Source organism: Lysinibacillus sphaericus OT4b.31 (genome assembly GCF_000392615.1).
In the GTDB taxonomy this organism is placed as follows: Bacteria; Bacillota; Bacilli; order Bacillales_A; family Planococcaceae; genus Lysinibacillus; species Lysinibacillus sphaericus_B.
The window spans coordinates 1,190,643-1,215,927 of sequence record NZ_KB933398.1; the positions used below are offsets into that span (position 1 = coordinate 1,190,643).

Genomic DNA, 25,285 nt, shown 5'->3' on the forward strand with positions numbered 1-25,285 from the left:
AATTTTAAAATCTCTAATTTTTCTTCTTTTGAAAAACTACACGTTCTCATAAAAAAATCTCCCCATTTGATAAACAGATTTTATTTTTTAATCTGTCTACTTAATGGGGAGCATACCACTATAAAGGTATCAATTAAAGGAGGTGCCTTTCATATGCCACAGCAAAAATTAACGATTATCCCGGTCACATTACATCCCGAACTTAAAAATTCCTCAGTAGTCAACTCAACAGAAGATCCCCGGATTAATACATGTACGATTAAAACAGCAACGGTGGAAATTTCCTTCTGTAATGGCGTAGATGAGCACATCATCCAAAGTGTGATGAGGGAGTTGAAACTTTTTTGAAACACGATTTTACTAACGTGAAAAATATCTACATCGTTTGTGGAAAGACGGATATGCGAAAAGGCATTGATGGCTTAGCTACACTGATTCAAGATTCTTTCGAACTTGATCCCTATAGCGATTCGATTTTCCTGTTTTGCGGCCTGAGTAAAGATCGATACAAATGTTTGTATTTTGATGGGGATGGGTTCGCCTACTCTATAAACGCTTAGATGGTGGAAAACTCCAATGGCCGAAAGATGAAAATGAAGTACGGAACCTTTCGCAACAAGAACTTCGCTGGCTTCTAGAAGGTTTATCGCTACAGCAGCCAAAGGCAATTCAAAAAACACCAAAAGGTTTATTCTAAATTCACTTTCTTAAATGGTATAATATGAGAATCTTATACGAACGGAAAGTGGTGAATGTTTTGGTGAACGCTTCTTTTAACACCGAGAAATTAATTAAACTCCTTGAAGAGCAGCTTGATTATATGAAGCAACAAAACAAAGACTTATCTAAACAGATTGAAGCGCTAACTGAACAAGTACCCTATTTAACAAAACTTTTATACGGATCGAAAACCGAGAAATCAAAATACACTGCACCAGACGGACAAGGATCATTATTTGATGATAATCAGTCTTTTAGTGATTCTGAGCACACAGAAGAACAAAGCACTCACATAATTTCCTATACGGTTGTACGTAAAATACATAAGAAAAAACGCCATGATTCACTTCGTGATGGCCTAGAAATAGAAACGATTCACCATCATCCAGAAAGTACGAAGTGCGACTGTTGCCACAGACAAATGATTGAAATTGGCTCAACTATCGCACGTGAAGAAGCGAAATTCATTCCCGCAATGATGATGAAAGTTCAACACGTTGAACATGCTTACGAATGTAAAAGCTGCAAAAGCGATTCATCCCAAAAAGCGCAGATTAAACGTGGGAAAGCACTACAACCTGCCATTCAACGTAGTATTGCAGGCCCAAGTGTTCTGGCAAAACTTATCTATGATAAATTTGTCCAATACTTACCTCTTTATCGTCAGGTAAAGGAATGGGAACGTCATGGCTTACATACGAATGAAAAAAACCTTTCAAACTGGGTCATTCGCGCAGCGGGGGATTGGTTATTACCTGTTTACGAACAAATGAAATCAATCATGATGGCGAAATCAGTTTTACATGTCGATGAAACATATGCACAAATTATTAAGCGTTCGTATGGAAAGTCCGGTCAATCGAATGCCTACAATTGGGTTTACCGAAGTGTGCCGAGCCAAGGTCCCGTGATTATTCTATTTCAGAGTTCGTTATCACGAGCTCGGTCTGTCCTTGAAGATTTTACGAAAGGTTATACTGGCACAATTGTTTGTGATGGTTATTCTGCTTACGGCAAACTAGAAGGTGTAACCTCGCCAATTGTTGGGCACATGTTCGTCGTTATTGGTTGAAGGCGGATAGTAAAAACGGGCAAATCGGCGTAAAATATTGCGATGATTTATATCGACTTGAACGTAAGTTTAAGCACATGTCTCTAGGGAAACGTCGAAAACAACGTAAAAAGCATTCGAAACCAATCGTTGAAAAGTTTCTGGATTGGGTTGAAAAATCGCCGTTCTACGGAAAAAATGCGCTTGCAAAGGCTGCGGAATATACACTTAATCGAGTGAATGGTCTGAAAGCATTCTTGAATGATGGACGTATTGAAATCGATAATAATCTAGCTGAAAATGCCATTCATCCCAACGTCATAGGGAGAAAAAATTGGCTTTTCTCTGTCAGTGAAGCAGGTGCAAAAGCAAGCGCCATCTGCTTGAGCATCGCAGAAATAGCCAAAGCAAATGGTGTGGACTTCTATCAATACCTGATGAAGTTAATGACGGATCTACCGAATCTGGATATCCAACGAAACCTAGAAATTTTAAATCAGTACATGCCTTGGTCAAAAAACATCCAAGCTGCATGTGGAAAATAAAATAGCCGTATATCTGATAAAAAATCAATGATATACGGCTAATCGTGATGCGTACCGAGAAGGTGCGCCTATTTTTTTTATAATTCGGGCTTACATTATGGTCAAACGTCCTTAGATAAAGAAGGAACACTTCACAATGATAGCAGAATTAAAGTGCCATTTATGATGAAATGGAAATATATACCTGATATTCATTCTGATGAAATAATAGAAACAGTTGATATATTACCAACTAGTTTGAAGTATTCAAATCATGAAATTCTAAAGGATATAGATGGGAAGTTTACCTAAGACATTGGGAGACACAATATCTAGAGATTTTGCTTTTACGCGAATTATTCATCCAGATCAACCATATAGGGGAATAATTACGGAAAATGACTTTACATTTATTCTTGAAACTAAGAAGAATGTAGAGAAAGACTTAACTGTTTCATTTATTGATTAGTGAAAAAAATAATATTGATTACTAGAATGAATTTTACAGAAAGGTATCAATAGATGAAGAATCTACATTTTGTTCTTTTGTAAAAAATATAATTAAGAAAGACAGTGTAATTCTTGATATTGGATGTGGATCTGGAAGAGATACTCGTTCTTTTGCAAAGAATGGAATTCAGGTATATGGAATTGATAGATTGGTAGAGGCGATTAATACAATGAAAATGTAAAAACATTAGTAATATTGAATTTATAAACATAGATATTGCTGATGAACTTAGATTGCAGAAGTTTATTGATGATGTTTCAGTTGATGCAAAAAAATGCAAAGAATCTTATTATATAGTAGATTTTTCTTTCATTCTATAAATAAGGAACAGAAGCAATCTTGCTTAATGTGCTGTCAAAAAGTTTGCAATCTGATGATTTAATCATGTTAGAGTATAGAACAATTGAAGATAAAATAATTGATAAAATTAATTAGAAAACCATGTTTTGGATTGAAGTATATAAGTGAGAGAAAGATTATATAGTAAATAAAGTTGATGAATTAAACGAATAAATAGAGGCCTTGAACTCGGATATATCGACTGAATTCGAGTTTTTTTTGCTATATAAATAATAGAGGTCTGATGAAAAAAGTTTAAAAAAATTAGCATGTAACCAACCAACACATTTTAGTTTAATTAAAAACGTGAAACAATACAAAATACTTCCGATAATAAGTATAAGTAAAAGAAATGATAAGGAGGTTGAGTAGAATGCGTATCGAAGCGCAAGGCCAATCAATGGATGCAATCACCGCTAAAAAAAATAAGAATGTAGTAAGTGGCCAGGATAGTATAAAAATCAAGGCTACATCTGAACCTGTTTCGCAACCAGTAGTAGAAAAGGAAACTATTGTTGGTGAAGAGAAGGAAATTTCAAAAGAAAAGCTACAACAAGCTGTTCAAGCAGTGAATGATTTCCTTGAAATAAATCATAGTTCTTCGAAATTTAAGTATCATGAAGGATTGGAGCGTTATTATGTAACAATCGTGAATCGTGATACAGAAGAAGTTGTAAAAGAAATTCCACCGAAAAAATTGTTAGATGCATTTTATGAAATGCAAAAATTGCTCGGCATGATAGTAGATGAAAAAATTTAAGGATAATTGGAGGAAAAAGAGATGGTAAATAGAATTGGCGGTTTAGCCTCAGGTATGGATATCGATAGTATTGTAGCAAAATTGATGTCTGCGGAGCGCGCACCATTATACAAAATGCAACAAAAGAAGACTATATATGAATGGCAACGTGATGCATATCGTGGCGTGAATACAAAAATTAAAGCATTTGATCAGTACTTATTCGATAACTTTAGGCTTTCAAGTAACTTCGTCAAAAAGTCCTCAACTATAACTGGCTCAAATACCGATAAAGTATCGATTACGGCGGGTACTAATGCATCTGGTTCATTAAATATACAAGGTGTGAACTCTTTGGCCTCAGCTGCTAAATCGGGTGCGAAGACAGCGGAACAAACTACTTACCGTAATGCAACAGACACAGATGTACTAGCGAATATAGGTATGTCACAAGGGAATTTTAACATTACGGTTGATGGAACCAGCCATAATATTGAGATTAATGGATCTACTAAAGTGTCAGATCTTGTAGATCAATTAGTAAATGCAGGTTTCGATAAGGCAAGTTATGATGAGAAAACAGGAAAGTTCTCTCTAGGTTCTATTGGAGAAAAAAAGGTAGAAGTAGATGATGCAAACAGTGCAGCCTTTTTAAGAGATCAGTTAGGTTTTGGGACATCATATACATCTTCAGTATTAAAAGCAACAGACCCTAATGACAACACTCTAGAAGTACCAGCAAGAAATTCAACTAAACTAAGTGATTTAGGTTTTTCTGGAACGGGTACTATTAAATTTACAGTGAATGGGGAAGAGAAAACTGTAGATTATGATGCAAATGATCCAAGTCAGACTATTGGAAAGTTAGTAACGGATTTAAATGCTCAAGGTATAGCGGCTTCGTTTAATGAAAAAACAGGAAAGTTTAGTATGAATTCGAAAGATGGTAAGCCGATACAATTTGATGATGGAAATCGTGGAGATTTGGCTAAGCTTGGTATCCATCAAACAATGGGGGGGGGCTCTAAAGGGTTTAATCAAGTAGAAATTGCTACACACGGTGGTCCTTCTGTAACACCTACAGGTAGCATTTCTCTGCAACACTTAGGTCTTTTAACTGATGGTAAATTCAAATTAAGTGCAGTTCAAGCAGATGGAAAGATGAAAGATACGATTGTTGAGTATAAAGCAACGGATACAATAGATTCCCTTATGAAGAAAATTAATAGTTCCGGTGCTGGTGTGACAGCAATGTTCTCAAATGGCAAAATGTCTATTTCTGCGAATAATACCGGGACAAATAAAGATGGGGCTACTGCTGATATTCAATTAAGTACGGTTAAAACAGTCGATGAGAATAACATCGAAACTCATGATGAATCAGGCCTTGAATTATTCAAACAGCTTGGTTTTAATACAACGGGTACAGTAGGGCCAACAGGTGAAACTAAAGTTGACTTATCAGGGTTAGGATCAAACGCTAAGTATAAAGTGAATGATTTAATAATGGAAAGTCAATCAAATACTGTGAATATTGAAGGTTACACAATAAATTTAACTGGTACCTTCAATGCGGATTTAGATGCTGCAACAGATGGTGTAACTGTTACCTCTACTAACGATACTGATGCGATGATGACGAAAATCAAAGAGTTTGTAACAACTTATAACGCTCTTATAACAGACTTGAATGGTTCTTTAAAAGAGACAAAATATAAGAGCTATTTACCGCTGACAACTGAGCAAAAAGAAGGTATGTCAGAAAGTGAGATTAAGATGTGGGAAGAGAAGGCTAAGAGCGGTCTTTTAAGAAATGACTCACTTGTACGAGAAGGCATATCTACAATGCGTGCGAATTTTGTGGGTTCAGTAGGCGGTTTAAGCGATAGCATGATAGATTCATTAGCTGAAATTGGTATTACAACATCTAAGGACTATACTGACGGTGGTAAGTTAGTTATTGATGAAAGTAAACTTAGTGCTGCTTTAAAAAAGGATTCAGACCAAGTATCGAATATCTTTATACAAAAAGGTAATGCGAACGATACTGTTACAGATCCTAATACAGGACAATCTAAAACGGTTGACACAAGAGGGATTGTAGATCGATTAAGAGATTCGATTAAGAGTTTTGAATTAAAAATTCAGAAAAAAGCCGGACGTGCAACAATGACGAACGACGGCCAATACAATATTGGGAAAAGTATGGTTGATTTAGATACGCGTATAGAGAGATTACAAACTCGTTTAGTACGTGTAGAAGAACGTTATTGGAAGCAATTCACAGCTATGGAACAAGCGATTAATAAAGCAAATTCCCAATCAGGCTATTTATCTCAATTTGGCGGACAAGGCTAGTAATTAGCAAAGTAGGAGAATGTTATGCAACTAATAGATCAATTATTGCAGGTATCAGCTAATTTATTCAAATTTTTAGGTGACATCCCAATAGGTGAAGATCGTGATGAGTATATCGATAATATCAACAATATGTTGGACAAGCGTGGCAAAATTATTGAAAAATTGGTTCAGGAAGGCTTTCATTTCGATGAGCAGAACCGCATTCATCGAACGTTGCTCGAATTAGATAATGGTATTAAACAACGATTGGCTGTTGTCATGGACGCTGTAAAGCAGGATATGGCAAACCTACAAAAAACGAAAAAAAGTGAAGAACAATACTTTAATCCATATGGCAATGTACGTACAATGGACGGAATGTATTATGACAAAAAGAATTAACAAATACCTATTAGCTTTTCTTCGATAAATGGTTTAAAATAGTAAATAAGTAACCTTTAAAAGGAGTTGTCCTTTATTGGCAGCAAATTTAACAGCCCAAAACGCGTACAAGCAAAACAGTGTCACTACTGCGTCACCTGGTGAGCTTACGTTAATGCTTTATAATGGATGTTTAAAGTTTTTGCACAAAGCAAAACATGCAATACAAGAAAAAGATGTCCAAGAAAAAAATACAAATCTACTAAAGGCCCAAGCCATCATTAGCGAGCTTATGGCAACACTCAATATGGATATAGAGGTGTCAAAGAATATGTTTGCCCTCTATGAATATATGAATCGCCGTTTAGTAGAGGCCAATATTCAAAATGATGTAGCTACTATTGAAGAAGTTGAAGGTTTGGTGACGGAATTCCGCGATACTTGGAAAGAAGTTATCCGCATTAATCGACAACAACAATTCGGAAATGGCAATAGCGGACAAATTTAAGAAAAATAGAGACCATCATTAATTGATGGTCTCTTTTGTTATATGAAGAAAGGTCTGAACTTAGAACATATTCATAAAAAAGCGCTATAATTTCTAAAGCCTTTCAATGATAGACAGAGGCATAAGCCCAAATAGTCATAATTTAGTTCATAAAACGGTAAAATATGTTACTTATTCCCTCTGGATGTAAATCGGGCATTCGTGTCATAATCAAGCTAAATAAATGTTTGGAAAAGTATTGGAGTGGGAAAATGGTATTTAAGCGGCAAGAAGGCTTTCGGTTTAAATTCGAGGAGCCTGTTAAAATGACTTTTGCGATATATGAAGACGGCAGAGTCAATAATTCACAAACTGCGATGGCGGACTTGCTCGATGTGAGTCCAAGAGGTTTAAAGATGTACACTGAAGTGGATTTAGGGGTGAACCCGCCACCTCTTGATTTACGTTTTATTCTTGATACAAGAGAAATACGAGCTTATGGTGAGATCATTTGGAGTCGTCCGTTTGCCAGCGGTAAGTACTATGGTGTGTATTTCAATAATCAAGGAACGCTTGAAGACTTTATTGTCGAAGAGTTGAAGTCTCGCCGTAAAAAAGAAGCAGCTGAGGCAAAAATGAAGAAAATCGATTCTTAAAATTTATTGTGAAAAAAGGAATTTTTTTAGAGGAATTTCACACACTTGTGTAGAAATATAAAGTATAGCAGTTATAAAGGAGGAGTTTGCATGTTAAACTTTAACATTCGCGGTGAAAATATTGAGGTAACTCCAGCTATTCGAGAGTATGTTGAGAACAAAGTTGAGAAAGTTGAGCGTTATTTTAACGAAGACGTTAATGCCAACGCCAACGTAAATTTAAAGGTATATAATGACAAGCAAACAAAAGTGGAAGTGACAATTCCAATGAAAAATTTAACGCTACGTGCAGAAGAGCGTCATAATGACATGTACGCAGCGATTGACTTAATTGTTGATAAATTAGAACGTCAAATTCGTAAACATAAAACGAAGGTAAACCGTAAATTCCGTGAGCGTGAAGGAGCAGGTATTTATTTTGCTACATCTCAGGCTACAATAGATACAACAACAGATGAAGACGAATACTCAATTGTTCGTACAAAACAATTCGATTTAAAACCGATGGATCAAGAAGAAGCGGTTTTACAGATGAATATGCTAGGGCATGATTTCTATATCTTTACGGATGCCGAATCAAACGGCACAAATATCGTCTACAAACGTAGAGATGGTAAATATGGCTTGATTGAAACAACATAATATATGTAAGGCTCTCGCAAGTGCGAGAGTCTTTTTTTTTGTGCTTTTGGCACGCAATAGAGAGACTGTTTGCATGAAGATGTTAGACAATGGTAAAATGAAAGTTGAGACTATATAGGAAGTGAAAAAATTCATGGCAAACCTATTAAATAAATTATTTGATTTCAATAAACGTGAGTTAAAAAAATTAGAAAAAATCGCTGACCAAGTAGAGGGGTTCGCTTCTCAAATGGAACAGCTTTCAGATGATCAACTACAAGCGAAAACAGAAGAGTTTAAACAACGTTACACGGATGGCGAAAATTTAGAGTCGATTCGAGCCGAAGCGTTTGCTGTTAGTCGTGAAGCATCGAAACGTGTTCTAGGCATGTATCCATTCCGCGTGCAAATTATGGGTGCGGCTTCACTGGATGAGGGTAATATTTCGGAGATGAAAACCGGTGAAGGTAAAACATTGACAGCTACGATGGCCGTTTACCTCAATGCGCTTACTGGTAAGGGTGTGCATGTTGTAACAGTCAATGAATATTTAGCAAGTCGTGATGCTGCGGAAATGGGCGAACTGTATAACTTCTTAGGGCTTTCAGTTGGTTTAAACTTGAACAGCTTATCGAAAGAAGAGAAGCGTGCGGCTTATGAGGCAGATATTACGTATAGCACGAACAATGAGCTAGGCTTCGACTATTTACGTGATAATATGGTGCTTTACAAAGAAGAACGTGTACAGCGTCCACTGCATTATGCTGTCATCGATGAGGTGGACTCCATTTTAATCGATGAAGCACGAACGCCATTAATTATTTCGGGTCAGGCTGGTAAATCAGCACAATTGTACAAGCAGTCTAATGCATTCGTACGTATGTTAAGTGCAGATACAGATTACACATATGAAGAGTCCACAAAGGGTGTTACGTTAACGGATGCAGGTGTGGAAAAAGCTGAAAAGGCATTCGGCATCGACAATCTGTTCGATTTAACTCATGTGCGTTTAAATCATGCCATTAACCAATCGTTAAAGGCACATGTCAGCATGCATAATGATGTTGACTATGTGGTTCAAGAGGGCGAAATCGTCATCGTTGACGGCTTTACAGGTCGTTTAATGAAAGGTCGACGTTATTCTGACGGTCTGCACCAGGCAATTGAGGCCAAAGAGGGCGTTGAGATTCAAAACGAATCGATGACAATGGCGACAATTACGTTCCAAAACTACTTCCGTATGTATCAAAAGCTTGCAGGTATGACTGGTACAGCAAAAACAGAGGAAGAGGAATTCCGTAATATTTACAATATGAGTGTTATCGCGATTCCAACGAATAAACCAATTGCACGTGATGACCGTGCGGATTTAATTTTCGCTTCAATGGAAGGGAAATATAAAGCCGTAGCTGCGGATATTGCAGAGCGCCATAAAGCTGGACAACCAGTTCTTGTTGGTACTGTTGCGATTGAAACATCAGAAATTATTTCCAACTTATTAAATAAACATAAAATTCCACATAACGTATTAAATGCGAAAAACCATGAGCGCGAGGCAGAAATTATTGCAAATGCCGGTGAACAAGGTGCGGTAACCATTGCGACGAATATGGCTGGTCGTGGTACAGATATTAAACCAGGTGAAGGCGTAATGGAAATCGGTGGATTAGCGGTAATCGGTACAGAGCGTCATGAATCTCGCCGTATCGATAATCAGTTACGTGGACGTTCTGGTCGTCAAGGGAATCCAGGGGTTACCCAATTCTACTTGTCACTTGAAGATGATTTAATGCGTCGTTTTGGCTCTGATAACATGAAGTCAATGATGATGAAGTTAGGTATGGACGATTCTCAGCCACTGCAATCAAAAGTTGTTTCAAAGGCTGTTGAATCTGCACAAAAACGTGTTGAAGGAAATAACTTCGATGCACGTAAACGTTTATTACAATATGATGATGTTTTACGTCAGCAACGTGAGATTATTTATAAAGAGCGTTATGATGTCTTAGAAACAGAAAATATGCGTGTGCTTGTAGAGTCGATGATTCAAGAAACAATCGACAATATCGTGGGACTGTATACGCAAGGTGAGCAAAAGGACTGGAACTTAAAAGCAATTGAGGATTTCGTAGCTGCAAACCTATTAGAAGAAGGTAATTTAAAAGCTGCGGATTTACAAGGTAAATCTACCGAAGAAATTATTGCATTTATCTCGGACGCTGTGCATATTCGCTATGATGAAAAAGAAGCGGAGCTTACACCAGAACGTATGCGCGAGTTTGAAAAGGTTATTTTATTGCGTTCAATTGATACGAAGTGGATTGATCATATTGACGCGATGGATCAGCTACGTCAAGGTATTCATTTACGTGCATACGGCCAAAATGATCCACTACGCGAATATCAACAAGAAGGCTTTGCTATGTTTGAGGATATGGTCGCTTCAATTCGTGAAGATGTAGCAAAATATGCGATGAAAGCAGAAATTCGTAGTAACCTAGAACGTGAAGAGGTTGCAAAAGGTCAGGCTGTTAATCCGAAAGAAGATGGCTCGCCGGCACCGAAAAAGCAACCTGTGCGCAAGGCTGAAGATATCGGTCGTAACGATTTATGTCCATGTGGTAGTGGTAAGAAGTTTAAAAATTGCCATGGTGCAGGTCAATAAGTAATATCTCCAGAAAAGATCATTTCAACATGACGTTGAAATGGTCTTTTTTCGTTTCCTAATTTGATTAAACAAATTACCCGCTTTTAGGTAAAAAAAGGAGAAAAAAGTCAGAATTGATAGACAATTCGGTGTCATCCGTATACAATAACTGTAACAATAGGTATTTAGTTCAATTAATTTGTATTGATTATTACATTCGAACTAACTTTTTATCAGTGGAATTGACTAGTCAAATTGATATATCAAAAGTATTTAACATATATGAAAGTACTTTTTTGTAGAAAAGGGGTGATTCATGTGTAGAAAATTAGAAAACCTCGAGTAATGATGTCCTGCCAGACTTACTCGAGGAGATACATTGGAGTATACCAATATATTCAGTATATTCCTTTTTTATTGAAAATATAAAGTGAAGATTTAAGGAGGTTTAGCATTGCATTATAATAGTGAAGATATCATGAGTCGTGAAACAATGCTGTATATGCCTGAGTATGATTCCTTTGGAAATTTGTGTACGCGTGTAATTGAACGGGATTATCAATATGTATCAAAATTAACGCCAACGCAATTAATGGACTTTAATCTACGATATTATGGATCAAGTTTACGAGGGGCTTTTGATGGATCAAAAATGATTCTAGGTAAGCTCAATAAGAATCCAATTGTTGTGCATGAACGTTTTAATATATTATGGTTTCCAAGTAAGTCGCCCTTACATCCAGATTGTATTTGGTTTGCCGTACATCAAATAGATGATTTTACAGCAGTTGATAAAAAGCAGACAAAAGTGATTTTTATGAATGGTAAGGAAATGATTGTTGATGTAAGTGCAAAGTCATTTGAATATCGAATTCAAAGAGCTTTTTTATTGAAATATAAATTAGAGAAACGAACGAAGCATTTACTTGTCAAACATGACCGTGTTAAAGTATTTCAACGAATGAGGAATCGCCCCTTGCTAGAAGAAGAAGCAAAGAAAGATGAAAATTAGAAGGATTTTTTGACACATACTATCACAGAACTTGTGAAATAGTATGTGTTTCTTCTGTTGTTTAAAATGGTGTTGTGCTGAAAAAAGTATGTTTTCCGAAATAAAAACGCTATAATAGAAAGATACGGATTTGCGTGTAGAAATCCATAAAAAATGTTCGGAGGATTTAACGATGATAGAATTAGCAGATGTACGTAACGCATTAGACAATACAGCCAAAAAATTGGCGGACTTTAGGGGGTCTCTTTGACTTAGAAAACAAAGAGGCACGTATTCAGGAATTAGATGAAATGATGCTAGAGCCAGGCTTTTGGGATGATCAGCAAGGGGCACAAGTGGTCATTAATGAAGGAAACGGCTTAAAAGCGATCGTAAATGAATATAAAGAATTAGTAGACACACATGAAAACTTAGATATGACATTAGAATTATTGCGCGAAGAACCGGATGAGGAATTACAAGAGGAGCTAGGCAAAGAGCTTGTGGAATTCCAACAAAAGATGGCAGATTTCGAGTTGCAACTATTACTGAGCGGTCCATATGATCAAAATAATGCGATTTTAGAGCTTCATCCGGGTGCTGGTGGAACGGAATCACAGGATTGGGGTTCTATGCTGCTGCGTATGTATAATCGTTGGGCTGAAAAACGTGGCTTTAAGGTCGAAACAGTCGATTATTTGCCAGGTGATGAAGCAGGGATTAAATCCGTGACATTATCGATTAAGGGGCACAATGCGTATGGTTACTTACAGTCTGAAAAGGGTGTGCACCGTTTAGTACGTATTTCACCGTTCGATTCTTCAGGTCGTCGTCATACATCATTCGTATCATGTGATGTAATGCCAGAATTTGATGATAATATTGAAGTTGATATTCGTACAGAGGATTTAAAAATTGATACGTACCGTGCAACAGGTGCTGGTGGTCAGCATATTAATACGACGGATTCAGCCGTTCGTATTACGCATATTCCTACTGGTACAGTCGTGCAATGTCAGGCAGAGCGTTCACAGATTAAAAACCGTGAAAAGGCAATGACGATGTTAAAAGGAAAGCTATATCAATTAGAAATTGATAAGCAGCAAGCACAACTGGATGAAATTCGTGGTGAGCAAAAGGAAATTGGCTGGGGCTCGCAAATTCGTTCATATGTATTCCATCCCTATTCTATGGTGAAGGATCATCGTACAAGTGAAGAAACAGGTAATGTAGGCGCGGTGATGGATGGTGATTTAGATCCATTCATTAATGCATACTTACGTTCAAGAATTGGATAATGAAAATACCTCAGAAGCACTGTGCTCCTGAGGTATTTTTTATGGATTGGTTATGGATGACATTAACGTCTGTTACACTTCAAGTGGCTGACGCCCTATCATTGTTAAAATGGTGGATGGTACGGGGCATCATGGCTAAGCTGCTTACGTTCATCCATATAATGTTTATAGAGCATAGAGGCATTGACAAATTGTTTGCTAATGGAAGCATATTTAATGGGAAATTCAATGCTTATGTCATTTTTCAGTATGACGATACAACCGATTTTACTAGGTATAATATTTGAAATAGCATGGAGTCCTATCCATGTATTGTGTATAGAATTTGGCGAATAGGTTGGTAGAAAAATACAAGGAAAGCCATAATCATAGGCGACGACAATCGGTAGTTTATGTTGATTGCCAAAAAAACGTTTGGCAGAATACTTTGCTGCCTCATAGGTTGTACCTAGTGATAGGCAAGATTTTCGCAATACATGCATCGGCTTGCGTGTGACAATAAGTTCGTTATGCTTATCAATCACTCTTGTGAAAATTTTGGACTCATGTTGAATCGGCTGTAACAAATACGTATTGAATGACATTAAATAACCATTAACATAGTTTCTTGACATATATGTAGTGCCCCCTTTTCCTATTTATTAGCTGTAGTTTATAACACAAAATAACATTCAGGAAATATAGATAACGAGCAAAAATCATAGATAAAACAGGCAATTTCTTAGAAGAAATACGTTAATAATCACTAGGGATTTACCAAATTAAACTGATTTTCATTTCTTAAGCATTGCATTTTAGTTTCAATTTTCTTATAATTTAGAAAAGGATCGAGGTGAGATCGTTGGATAAATATTATTCGTATACAGATTTTCTAAAAGCCGTTGGTCACTCAAAAAAAGTTGATGAGGCAGAGAAATTATTGAACGAGATTTATTTAGATTTATTTTTAAATCGTATCCAGCGTATGCATCGTGAGGAGAAGCTCATGGTTCTGATAGATAGAGCACTCGACGAAAAAGATGAAGTAGCATTTCATCTATACGCAACTGAACTAGAAGCACTGCACCAAGTAGTAAGTGAATAATATGATACGAACCCGCTCTCCAATAATTGGAGGGCGGATTTTTTATTATTAACTTGAAGTCATTTTGCTATCGGGAGCTAATTTGCTTAAATTACGGGTAATAAAATAATGTTCGCGGTTTTTGCAGTGCTTATTGCGAGTATGCTAATTGGATATGAAATCAAACCGCGGGTATTTGAGAATCCGGGTATATTCCCTCCATTACGCGGGTAAACAAGCAGCATTCGCGGGTATTCCATCAATCACCGCGGGTATTCCAACCCACACCACGGCTACCATGATGAATTCAGGGAGTAATTTCCATCGAAAACGTCAATGATAGAAAGATAATACGAAAGAGAAGAATTCTAAAATAAAAAAACAAACATTCGTTCGTTAAATGTTCGATATTTTCATACTGCTATGCTAAAATAAATGTACAAATTGGAAGGAAAGGACGGGGACATGTGTGCAAGAATTTGATTTACAAGCGCCATATCAGCCTAGTGGGGATCAGCCACAGGCAATCGTAGAATTAGTGGAGGGCGTACACGCAGGTAAACGTCATCAAACATTGCTTGGTGCAACAGGGACAGGTAAAACGTTTACGATTTCTAATGTGATTCAGCAGGTGAAGAAACCGACGCTTATTATGGCCCATAATAAAACGCTTGCTGGTCAATTATATAGTGAATTTAAAGAGTTTTTCCCAAATAATGCAGTTGAATATTTTGTCAGTTATTATGATTACTTTCAGCCAGAGGCCTATGTACCGCAAACAGATACGTACATCGAGAAAGATTCCAGCATAAATGATGAAATCGATAAATTACGTCACTCTGCGACATCTGCACTTTTTGAGCGTGATGATGTCATTATTATTGCATCCGTGTCCTGCATTTACGGATTAGGTTCTCCTCAAGAATATCGAGAAATGGTCGTGTCAATTCGTACCGGCATGGAAATTGAGCGCAATCAGTTGCTACGAAAACTTGTTGATGTGCAGTATGAGCGTAATGATGTGAGCTTTACACGTGGGACTTTCCGTGTCCGTGGTGATGTTGTAGAAATTTTCCCAGCATCGCGCGATGAACATTGTATACGAGTTGAATTTTTCGGTGATGAGATTGACCGTATTCGTGAGGTCAATGCGTTGACTGGTGAAATTTTAGCGGACCGTGATCATGTAGCTATTTTCCCTGCGTCCCACTTCGTTACACGTGAAGAGAAAATGATTAAAGCCATTGAAAATATTGAAAAAGAACTAGAAGAACGACTTACTCTATTACGAGCAGAGGATAAGCTACTAGAGGCACAACGCTTAGAGCAGCGAACACGCTATGATTTAGAAATGATGAAGGAAATGGGCTTTTGCTCAGGTATCGAAAACTATTCCCGTCATTTAACATTACGTGAAGCTGGGGCAACACCTTACACTTTAATGGACTACTTTCCAGAGGATTTTTTACTTGTAGTAGATGAAAGCCATGTAACACTACCACAAGTACGAGGTATGTATAATGGCGACCAAGCGCGCAAGGGTGTACTTGTAGAGCATGGCTTCCGTTTGCCGTCTGCACTGGATAACAGACCACTTCGTTTTGAAGAATTTGATGCAAAAGTAAAGCAAGCGATTTTTGTTTCAGCAACGCCTGGTCCATATGAAATTGAACATACACCAGTGATGGCTGAGCAAATTATTCGTCCGACGGGTCTGTTAGATCCATTGATTGAGGTACGTCCGATAGAAGGACAAATTGATAATTTAATCGATGAAATTCAAGAGCGCATTACCCGTAATGAGCGTGTACTTGTGACAACATTAACGAAAAAAATGTCGGAAGATTTATCAGCTTATCTGAAGGAAATGGGCTTAAAAGTGGAATACTTACATTCAGAGATTAAGACGCTTGAACGTATAGAAATTATCCGTGAGCTACGGAAGGGCACATATGATGTACTTATCGGCATTAATCTGTTACGTGAAGGTCTGGATATTCCTGAAGTATCACTTGTGGCAATTTTAGATGCAGATAAGGAAGGATTTTTACGTTCAGAACGCTCATTGATTCAAACAATTGGGCGTGCGGCTCGTAATGCCAATGGACATGTTATTATGTACGCCGATAACATGACAGATTCTATGAAAAAGGCCATTGGTGAAACGAAGCGTCGTCGAACACTACAAATGGCGTACAACGAGGAACATGGTATTACACCGAAGACGATTGTCAAGAAAATTCCTGACATAATCCGTGCGACACAGGTAGCAGAAGAAGAAGAATCATATGTGACAAAGGCAACAAAAGGTAAGAAGTTGACGAAGGTAGAGAAAGAGAAATTACTTGCTACACTTGAAATAGAAATGAAGGAAGCAGCCAAAGCACTTGATTTCGAACGTGCAGCTGAACTGCGAGATACTATTTTTGAATTGAAGACAGAAGGGTGATCGGACTTGTGAAAAATACAGAAATCGTCGTGCAGGGCGCACGTGCACATAATTTGAAAAATATTAACGTCACGATTCCACGTGATCAATTAGTTGTGTTAACGGGTTTATCGGGCTCAGGAAAATCTTCGTTAGCCTTTGACACGATTTATGCAGAGGGACAGCGTCGTTATGTCGAATCATTGTCTGCTTATGCTCGCCAGTTCCTTGGGCAGATGGACAAACCAGATGTGGATGCGATTGAAGGACTTTCACCTGCCATATCAATTGATCAAAAAACGACGAGTCGAAATCCTCGTTCAACTGTTGGCACAGTAACGGAAATATATGATTATTTGCGCTTACTTTATGCGCGTGTAGGCAAACCAATTTGTCCGAATCACGGCATTGAAATTACATCCCAAACAATTGAGCAAATGGTCGATCGACTACTAGTGTATCCAGAACGTACGAAAATGCAGTTACTTGCGCCAATGGTTTCAGGGCGCAAGGGAACGCATGTAAAGCTGCTAGAAGATTTGAAGAAGCAAGGCTTTGTACGAGTACGTATTGATGGTGAATTACGTGATTTAGATGATGCAATCGATCTTGATAAAAACAAAAAGCATTCAATTGAAGTTGTCGTGGACCGTGTCGTTGTAAAAGAAGGTATTGCCGCACGACTTAGTGATTCGCTCGAGACGGCACTTCGGTTAGCAGAAGGACGTGTGCTAGTTGATGTGATGGAGCATGAAGAATTACTATTTAGTGAGCATCACGCCTGCCCATTATGTGGTTTCTCGATTGGTGAGCTTGAACCGCGTATGTTTTCATTTAACAGTCCATTTGGGGCATGTACGAGTTGTGATGGTTTAGGTACAACCCAAGAGGTAGACCTTGAACTAATTGTGCCAGATTGGGATCGTTCATTATTAGAACATGCGATTGCACCTTGGGAACCGACAAGCTCACAATACTATCCACAGTTATTAAAGGCAGTATGTGACCATTATGATATTGCGATGGATGTGCCAGTGAAAGATCTGCCGAAAGAGAAGATGGATAAGATTTTATTTGGCTCGGGTAAGGATAAAGTTCATTTCCACTATGAAAATGAGTTTGGCAATGTACGTGACCAAATGATTGAGTTTGAAGGTGTTGTGCATAATGTAGAGCGTCGATTTAAAGAGACAACTTCCGATTATGTACGTGAGCAAATGGAAAAATATATGGCACAACAAAACTGTCCATCTTGTAAAGGCTATCGCTTAAAACCGGAGACTTTAGCTGTGAAAATTGCTGACAAGCATATTGGGGAAGTAACAACGTATTCAATTCAGGATGCAGATACTTTTTTCAAAGAGCTGGATTTATCTGAAAAAGATATGCAAATTGCTCGACTTGTCTTGCGTGAAATAGAAGAACGTCTTGGTTTCTTAGTCAATGTCGGTTTAGATTATTTAACGCTTAGTCGTGCGGCTGGAACACTTTCTGGTGGGGAAGCACAACGAATTCGCTTAGCGACGCAAATTGGTTCTCGGTTAACGGGTGTACTTTATATTTTGGATGAGCCGTCGATCGGTTTACATCAACGAGACAATGACCGTCTTATTAGTACGCTACAAAATATGCGAGATATTGGCAATACATTAATTGTTGTTGAGCATGATGAAGATACAATGTTGGCTGCGGATTATCTGATTGATGTAGGACCTGGTGCTGGTGTCCATGGTGGTGAAATTGTTGCAGCAGGAACACCACAGGAAGTAATGGACAATCCTAAGTCGTTAACGGGACAATATTTAAGTGGGAAAAAGTTTATTCCACTACCAATTGAGCGTCGTAAACCAGATGGTCGTAAGCTTTCTATTAAGGGAGCAAAAGAAAATAATCTACAAAATGTTAAAGTAGATATACCATTAGGTCTATTTGTCGCAGTGACAGGTGTTTCAGGCTCTGGTAAATCAACACTTATTAATGAAATTTTATATAAATCGTTGGCTCAAAAGCTTAACCGTTCAAAGATAAAGCCAGGTGAACATAAAGAAGTAGCGGGTATGGAGGAACTAGAAAAAGTTATCGATATTGACCAGTCCCCAATTGGTCGGACACCACGTTCAAACCCTGCCACTTATACAGGCGTATTCGATGATATTCGAGATGTTTTTGCGACAACGAATGAGGCCAAAGTACGCGGCTATAAAAAAGGTCGTTTTAGCTTTAACGTGAAAGGTGGTCGCTGTGAGGCTTGTCGTGGAGACGGTATTATTAAAATCGAAATGCATTTCTTGCCAGATGTATATGTACCGTGTGAGATCTGTCATGGTAAGCGCTATAACCGAGAAACGCTTGAAGTGAAATATAAAGATAAAAGTATTGCGGATATTTTAGATATGACAATTGAAAATGCGGTCGTGTTCTTTGAAAATATTCCAAAAATCCAGCGCAAATTACAGACGATTGTGGATGTTGGGTTAGGTTATATGAAACTAGGCCAACCTGCGACGACATTATCTGGTGGTGAGGCACAACGTGTGAAGCTAGCTTCAGAGCTACATCGTCGTTCCACTGGTAAATCATTCTATATTTTAGATGAGCCGACAACAGGTTTACATGCCGACGATATTGCACGTTTACTAATTGTCTTGCAACGACTTGTAGAAAATGGTGACTCGGTGCTGGTCATTGAACACAATTTGGATGTTATTAAAACAGCCGATTTCATTATCGATTTAGGGCCAGAAGGTGGCGACAAAGGTGGGACAATCGTCGCTACAGGTACACCAGAAGAAGTAGTAGAAGTAAAGGGCTCCTATACAGGGAAATATTTAAAGCCAATTTTAGTGCGTGATCGTATGCGGATGGACACAGTTTTAGCACAAGCATCCAAATAAAATGTTCGATACGGTGCTAGCTGGCGCTTATATGCGCTGATGAAATAGAATATTTACAAAAAAATTCACGACATTTACACGGCATAGAGAACCATAAGCCTGCACAGATATTTAGTATCTTTGAGGCTTGTGGAACCCCGTGGAAGATAGGTGAATTTTTTTTACATTTTAAAGCCATACTTTTTTCATTATTGAGATGAAACCTTTCATAAAATGAGACGTATAAATAGTATAACGAACTGAGGGAGGCTTTAAGATTTATGCACAATGAACGTCAACGAATTTTAGAACTTGTGGAAAAAGGGATTATTTCAGCGCAAGAGGCGATTACATTATTAGAAGCATTAGAGCAACCTAGCAAGTCCACTCAAAATGTTATGAATGATGTGTTGAACAAAGAACAACAATCTTCTACAGAAAAAGAGTCTATATTTAATGAAGCGCCAAAAGAGGAGCAAAAGAAGGATACAGATTTCACGAAATATTTCCAAGATGAAATGCAAGATTTTCGTAAAGATTTATCCCAAATCGGTTCACTCTTTATGGACATGATGAATACGGCGGTAAAAAAGGTGAAGGAATTTGATGTGTCCTCTCCATTTGGTGATAAGTTTGAATTTACACATACCGAAGAGTTTGAAGCTGCCAATGTACAAAATGTCATCGTCGAATTACCAAATGGCAATTTTTCATTAGAGCCTGGTGAAGGAGATAAATTCCAAGTTATTTGTAAAGTGAAGGCACCTCTTATTAATGAGAGCGAAGAAGAAACACGCGCTCATTTCCTAGAGCAATTTGTCGTGAAAGAAGATGTAGATTCACTACGAATTTTAAGTCAATTAAAACTTGTACAGGTAAATGTGAAAGTACTTATGCCTAAGGAAAAGTTAGAAAAATTGTCTGTGCGTTTGATGAACGGTAGTGTAACTTTGCAAGATACGGAACTAGAGCAATTGAAAGTAAAGACTTTAAATGGTGTCATTAAAGGTTCTAAGCTAAGTTTTACAAAAGCAGAGGTTGATTCCTCAAACGGTTCAATCGAATTAACAGATGTGCGCGGTAAAGATTTAGAAGCTGAAACTTTAAATGGTCGCGTCTATTTAGATGGTGCATTGGATGAAGTAGAAGCAAAGTCCGTAAATGGACATGTTGTAGTGACGACTTGCTCAAGTAATTCATCAAAAATCAAAGCACAAACTGTTGCTGGAGCTGTTGAATTATATGTGCCTCGCACGATGTCATTAAGCGGTAAAATTGTGACGAATTTTGGTAAAGTAGATGTTGGTATTCAAGATGTTTCAAAAATGGAATCCCAGGATCAGTTTTTATCAAAAGTAGTACGCTTCGACAAAGAAGTAGACAATGCAAACCGTTTATTTATCGAAGGCGAATCTAAAACGGGTGCAGTTTTGGTACGTTATACAACTACAGACGAGCAAGAATTATAAAAAGATAAAGCATTCAGGCTACGAAATAACATAGCTTGAGATTGACGACAAAAGGTATTCGGAATAATCACATTCTGAATACCTTTTGAAATTTCATCAGAAATAGTAGTGACAAATAGCCCTATAAACGACAGTAGTACGCTATGAGCAACTGTTTTCCGCCATTTTTGGACTTATGACATAAATGATCGGCTTCTTCCCGATGATGCGCCCAAATAGGACGTCAATGATTTTCCGATGATGTTACTCGTTGTACATGGAGCCAATAACGGACAACTTGCGCATTGAGGTGGATTGGATTTATACTGTCTTCTTCTACCTTCTTTCGTTGACGTTAAATAGGATACACTAGTTGATTGGAGCGCAGGCGGCGACTTCTGCGGGAATAGCATGAGGTGAAGGCCCCGCAGGAGCGTAGCGACGAGGAGACTGAAGCCGTGCCCGAAAAGCGTCAGCCGTAGCGGGAATCAACGGGTTCATATAGATACTTCTATTTGAAAAGAAAAAATACTGTGACAAAATCAATTTTTTGAGTTTGTCTACAGTATGAGACAATGAAATAACATAGCTTGAATGCTTTTTGACGTTGGTATTGCCTACGTTGCATATACATAAAACAGGGATCGACTTACATACTTTTGAAGCGATCCCTGTTTATTTTTGCTGTCATTTTATAATACACTAGTATAATCTTTGACAATATAATATTTAAATAGAAGCAACTTCCAAGGAATGAAATGAAACTGTAATAAAAAAACATAGATTGAGTGCTATAATAGAAAAAGAAATACATCTTACATGTGTAAGAGGTTTAGGTGGTTTAAATATGATAGAAATGAAAAATGTGACAAAGAAGTACCCGAATGGTGTCGTTGCGACAAATGGCCTTTCGGTTAACATAAAGCAAGGTGAATTTGTCTATGTTGTGGGGCCCAGTGGTGCAGGTAAATCGACATTTATCAAATTGATGTATCGTGAGGAAAAAGCAACTTCAGGCGAAATTACTGTAAACGGCATCGACTTAGGAACATTGAAAAATAAAAAAGTACCTTTCCTGCGCCGACAACTTGGTGTTGTTTTCCAGGATTTCAAATTACTTCCTCGTCTAAATGTCTATGAAAATGTGGCATTTGCTTTAGAGGTAATTGAAGAGGAACCAGCAGAGATTCGTCGTCGTGTTATGGAAGTACTTGAGCTGGTAGGACTGAAACATAAGGCGAGAATGTTCCCGAATGAACTTTCAGGTGGGGAACAGCAACGTGTTTCCATTGCGCGTTCCATTGTTAATGTACCGAAAGTGGTAATTGCAGATGAACCAACTGGGAACCTAGATCCAGAGACATCTTGGGAGATTATGAATTTATTTGAAGAAATTAATGCACGGGGTACAACGATCGTGATGGCGACCCATAACCGCGAGATTGTGAATACGATTCGCCGCCGGGTAATTGCGATTGAAGGCGGAATGATTGTCCGTGATGAACACGGAGGTGATTACGGCTATGAAATTTAATACGATAAAACGTCACTTTCGAGAAAGTATAAAATCACTTGGTCGTAATAGTTGGATGACAATTGCTTCAGTCAGTGCAGTAACCGTTACTTTGATACTTGTAGGCGTATTTGCACTGATTATGATGAACTTAAACAAAGTAGCCTCAGATTTAGAAAATGATGTTGAAATCAAAGTTTTAATCGATGAAACAGCAGATGAAGCTGCTGAAAAAGAGCTACAGACAAAAATTGAAAAACTGCCCGATGTCGAGGAGATGACGTATTCGACAAAGGAAAATGAGTTAACGAAATTAGTAAAAGATTTTGGCGATGACTTCAAGTTATTTGAGCAAAGTAACCCATTACGCAATGTAATTTATGTCAAGGCAACAGATCCACAGCAAACAGCAACCGTTGCAAAGGCAATTGACAAATATGACTATACATATGACGTAATGTATGGTGAAGGTAAAGTAGAAAAACTTTTCAACTTCCTAAATATTAGTCGTAATGTAGGACTGGTGTTAATTTTAGGGTTATTATTTACAGCCATTTTCCTAATTTCCAATACCATTCGAATAACAATTATTGCACGTCGTGATGAAATTGAAATTATGAAACTTGTTGGGGCAACGAATTCATTTGTACGAATTCCATTTTTATTAGAAGGTATGTGGCTTGGAATTTTAGGGTCTATTATTCCAATTGCGGTTGTCGCAACCCTTTACCACAATGTATATAAAATTATTGCACCACGTTTAAAAGGGGAGCTCGTTCAATTACTCGATTTCTCACCACTAGTGTACCAGGTAAGCGGTCTACTGTTACTTATTGGTGTGCTGATCGGTATTTGGGGAAGTTTCATGTCAGTTCGTAAGTTTTTAAAAATTTAACTTGACTCAAAATGTAAGTCGTATTTTTTAGTTCATTGAATCGTCAACCACAACTACATTACGCCTTAAGTGAAATATAGATATTAATAGTCGAAGGGGAGTTCGATCGGTGAAAAGTATGGCAAAAAACTCTATAAAAACATTTGCAGCAGTGACTGCACTATTCCTTTTTATCCAAACTCCATCAGCGTATGCAACTAGTTTATCGGATTTAAAAGATGAGAAAAAACAAGTCGAAACAAAGAAAAATGAATTAAATTCTTCAATCAGTAATAAGACAAGTGCTATTAGTGTGAATGAAGAAAAACAACAAAAATTATTAGATCAAATTCAATCGTTAAACGCTGAAATCGACAAAACAAATAGTAATATAAAAAATGTATTAGCGGATATTCAAACGACAAACGCAGAGATTAAAGCATTAGAAGAATCTATCAACGAGCTAATGCGTAAAATTGAAGAGCGCGATGTATTATTACAGGATCGTGCGCGCGCGATTCAAGCGGGTGGTTCGGTCAGCTATATAGATGTTTTACTTGGTTCCAATAGCTTTGTCGATTTCATCGACCGCTTCTCAGCTGTCAATGCATTGCTTGAAGCAGATCGTCAAATCATACGTGACCAAAAAGCAGATAAAGAAACATTAGAAGAACAAAAGCAAGCTTTGGAAAACAAGCGACAAAAGCTTGAAGACAACAAAGCAGAGCTTGAGCGTCTAAAATCATCATTAGATGGACAAAAAGCACAGAAAAATACTTTAGTCGATCAATTAGAAAAAGAACAAGAAAAGCTAAAATCTGAAAAAGTATTACTTGAAAAAGAATATTCTGAGGCGCTTGATATCAGTGCAGAATTACAACAGCAAATCATTGCAGAACAAAATCGTTTAGCAGAAGTGGCACGCCAACAAGAAGCAAAACGTAAAGCGGCAGCAGCCGCAGCAGCAGCAGCAGCAGCAAATTCAGGTGGCTCTTCTGGCTCTTCCACAGTCAATGCACCACAATCTAATGGTACATGGATTAAACCAACAAATGGCCGTTTAACATCCCCATACGGTTGGCGCAATATTGGTGCTGGTCCAGAATTCCACTATGGAGTGGACCTTGCTAACAAAACAGGCACACCGATTTGGGCAGCTGCTGACGGTGTCGTATCATATGCAGCACCGCTTAGCTCGTATGGTAATGTCGTAATTCTTACGCATTCTATCAACGGTCAAATTTATACAACCGTATATGCACATTTAAATTCGTTCAACGTGAGTGTTGGAACAGAAGTGACACAAGGGCAGCAAATTGCAGCGATGGGAAGTACTGGTCGTTCAACCGGTCCTCACTTACACTTTGAGGTGCATATTGGTTCTTGGCAGGGACAAGCAGTTGGTAGTGTAAATCCACTGAAATATATTCCTTTATAACAATAACGAAAGCTACACATTAGAATGTTAGCTTTAGACTGACGACAAAAGGTATTCGGAAATGAACACATTCCGAATACCTTTTGAAATTTTATCAGAAATATTCGTTACAAATAGCCCCTATTAACGAGAGTAGTAGTACGCTACAATACTTAGCTAGCTTCTTCAAATTTATGGCAGGCAATACACGTTCAATCGTTCTTCTCGACGTGCATAGAATTTGTTTCATGTCACTTTGATGACGAAATGATCTGCTTCTTCCACATGATGCGCCCAAATAGGACGTTCAATGATTTTCCAATGTCAGCATGTCTAATTAATTCTCGTTTATTATTTATATTTT

General features: G+C 37.8%; 19 protein-coding genes and 3 pseudogenes. 20 read left to right on the forward strand and 2 right to left on the reverse strand.

Annotated features, from left to right (window positions below; all coding sequences use genetic code 11):
• The 13 genes and pseudogenes from H131_RS25940 to prfB form a co-directional block, all read left to right on the forward strand.
• Window positions 1-348, forward strand: a 348-nt coding sequence (locus tag H131_RS25940; protein ID WP_329600432.1) for a hypothetical protein, incomplete at its 5' end; no start/stop codon positions are given.
• Window positions 349-365: 17 nt separating this feature from the next.
• Window positions 366-697, forward strand: a pseudogene (tnpB, locus tag H131_RS26055) (IS66 family insertion sequence element accessory protein TnpB).
• A 444-nt stretch (window positions 698-1,141) separates the two neighbouring features.
• Window positions 1,142-2,316, forward strand: a pseudogene (tnpC, locus tag H131_RS05365) (IS66 family transposase).
• Between the two features lie 539 nt (window positions 2,317-2,855).
• Window positions 2,856-2,987, forward strand: coding sequence for a class I SAM-dependent methyltransferase (locus H131_RS26060; protein ID WP_419185159.1), 132 nt, complete (start codon window positions 2,856-2,858; stop codon window positions 2,985-2,987).
• A 531-nt stretch (window positions 2,988-3,518) separates the two neighbouring features.
• Window positions 3,519-3,905: a flagellar protein FlaG gene (locus tag H131_RS05370; protein WP_010858061.1), complete on the forward strand. Its 387-nt coding sequence runs from the start codon at window positions 3,519-3,521 to the stop codon at window positions 3,903-3,905.
• Window positions 3,906-3,926: 21 nt separating this feature from the next.
• A complete protein-coding gene (gene fliD / locus H131_RS23015) occupies window positions 3,927-6,242 on the forward strand; it encodes a flagellar filament capping protein FliD (RefSeq protein WP_010858062.1) in 2,316 nt (771 codons plus the stop codon).
• 24 nt (window positions 6,243-6,266) lie between these two features.
• Entirely contained in the window at window positions 6,267-6,626 is a 360-nt protein-coding gene (gene fliT / locus H131_RS05385; protein ID WP_010858063.1) for a flagellar protein FliT, read from the forward strand.
• Between the two features lie 76 nt (window positions 6,627-6,702).
• The gene (fliS, locus tag H131_RS05390) at window positions 6,703-7,113 is read left to right on the forward strand and encodes a flagellar export chaperone FliS (protein ID WP_010858064.1); all 411 of its coding nucleotides are present in this window, start codon (window positions 6,703-6,705) and stop codon (window positions 7,111-7,113) included.
• Window positions 7,114-7,418: 305 nt separating this feature from the next.
• A complete protein-coding gene (locus H131_RS05395; protein ID WP_230491824.1) occupies window positions 7,419-7,748 on the forward strand; it encodes a PilZ domain-containing protein in 330 nt (109 codons plus the stop codon).
• 90 nt (window positions 7,749-7,838) lie between these two features.
• Window positions 7,839-8,390: a ribosome hibernation-promoting factor, HPF/YfiA family gene (gene hpf, locus H131_RS05400; protein ID WP_010858066.1), complete on the forward strand. Its 552-nt coding sequence runs from the start codon at window positions 7,839-7,841 to the stop codon at window positions 8,388-8,390.
• Between the two features lie 133 nt (window positions 8,391-8,523).
• The gene (gene secA, locus H131_RS05405; protein ID WP_010858067.1) at window positions 8,524-11,034 is read left to right on the forward strand and encodes a preprotein translocase subunit SecA; all 2,511 of its coding nucleotides are present in this window, start codon (window positions 8,524-8,526) and stop codon (window positions 11,032-11,034) included.
• A gap of 436 nt (window positions 11,035-11,470) precedes the next feature.
• Window positions 11,471-12,028, forward strand: a complete 558-nt coding sequence (locus tag H131_RS05410; RefSeq protein WP_010858068.1) for a competence protein ComK — start codon at window positions 11,471-11,473, stop codon at window positions 12,026-12,028.
• Window positions 12,029-12,203: 175 nt separating this feature from the next.
• Window positions 12,204-13,305 (forward strand): peptide chain release factor 2 gene (gene prfB / locus H131_RS05415; protein ID WP_155242483.1). Its coding sequence is split into 2 segments (ribosomal slippage): window positions 12,204-12,275 and window positions 12,277-13,305, totalling 1,101 coding nucleotides; the frame shifts between segments, so codons are not numbered across the junction.
• Between the two features lie 104 nt (window positions 13,306-13,409).
• On the opposite strand, the gene H131_RS05420 is transcribed toward prfB, so the two are convergent.
• Window positions 13,410-13,919 carry a competence protein ComK gene (locus tag H131_RS05420; RefSeq protein ID WP_010858070.1) on the reverse strand — a complete coding sequence of 170 codons (510 nt, stop codon included), beginning with the start codon at window positions 13,917-13,919 and terminating at the stop codon, window positions 13,410-13,412.
• A 227-nt stretch (window positions 13,920-14,146) separates the two neighbouring features.
• Between H131_RS05420 and H131_RS05425 the strand changes: the two genes are divergently transcribed.
• The 4 genes from H131_RS05425 (at window position 14,147) to H131_RS05440 (ending at window position 21,138) form a co-directional block, all read left to right on the forward strand.
• On the forward strand, window positions 14,147-14,389 hold the full coding sequence (locus tag H131_RS05425) for an IDEAL domain-containing protein (protein ID WP_010858071.1): 243 nt from the start codon (window positions 14,147-14,149) through the stop codon (window positions 14,387-14,389).
• A 448-nt stretch (window positions 14,390-14,837) separates the two neighbouring features.
• Entirely contained in the window at window positions 14,838-16,817 is a 1,980-nt protein-coding gene (gene uvrB, locus H131_RS05430) for an excinuclease ABC subunit UvrB (protein ID WP_010858072.1), read from the forward strand.
• A gap of 8 nt (window positions 16,818-16,825) precedes the next feature.
• Window positions 16,826-19,690, forward strand: coding sequence for an excinuclease ABC subunit UvrA (gene uvrA / locus H131_RS05435; RefSeq protein WP_036131109.1), 2,865 nt, complete (start codon window positions 16,826-16,828; stop codon window positions 19,688-19,690).
• A gap of 260 nt (window positions 19,691-19,950) precedes the next feature.
• A complete protein-coding gene (locus H131_RS05440) occupies window positions 19,951-21,138 on the forward strand; it encodes a DUF4097 family beta strand repeat-containing protein (protein ID WP_010858074.1) in 1,188 nt (395 codons plus the stop codon).
• 175 nt (window positions 21,139-21,313) lie between these two features.
• On the opposite strand, the pseudogene H131_RS26065 reads toward H131_RS05440, so the two are convergent.
• A pseudogene (locus tag H131_RS26065) lies at window positions 21,314-21,479 on the reverse strand (IS5/IS1182 family transposase); the annotation flags it as partial.
• 485 nt (window positions 21,480-21,964) lie between these two features.
• On the opposite strand from H131_RS26065, the gene ftsE reads away from it, so the two are divergent.
• From ftsE to H131_RS05455, 3 genes are all read left to right on the forward strand, one after another.
• Window positions 21,965-22,651, forward strand: a complete 687-nt coding sequence (gene ftsE, locus H131_RS05445) for a cell division ATP-binding protein FtsE (protein WP_010858075.1) — start codon at window positions 21,965-21,967, stop codon at window positions 22,649-22,651.
• Window positions 22,641-23,525: a permease-like cell division protein FtsX gene (gene ftsX / locus H131_RS05450; protein ID WP_010858076.1), complete on the forward strand. Its 885-nt coding sequence runs from the start codon at window positions 22,641-22,643 to the stop codon at window positions 23,523-23,525. The genes ftsE and ftsX overlap by 11 nt, the downstream gene beginning before the upstream one ends.
• Window positions 23,526-23,634: 109 nt before the next feature.
• Window positions 23,635-24,942 carry a murein hydrolase activator EnvC family protein gene (locus tag H131_RS05455; RefSeq protein ID WP_010858077.1) on the forward strand — a complete coding sequence of 436 codons (1,308 nt, stop codon included), beginning with the start codon at window positions 23,635-23,637 and terminating at the stop codon, window positions 24,940-24,942.
• Window positions 24,943-25,285 lie beyond the last annotated feature (343 nt).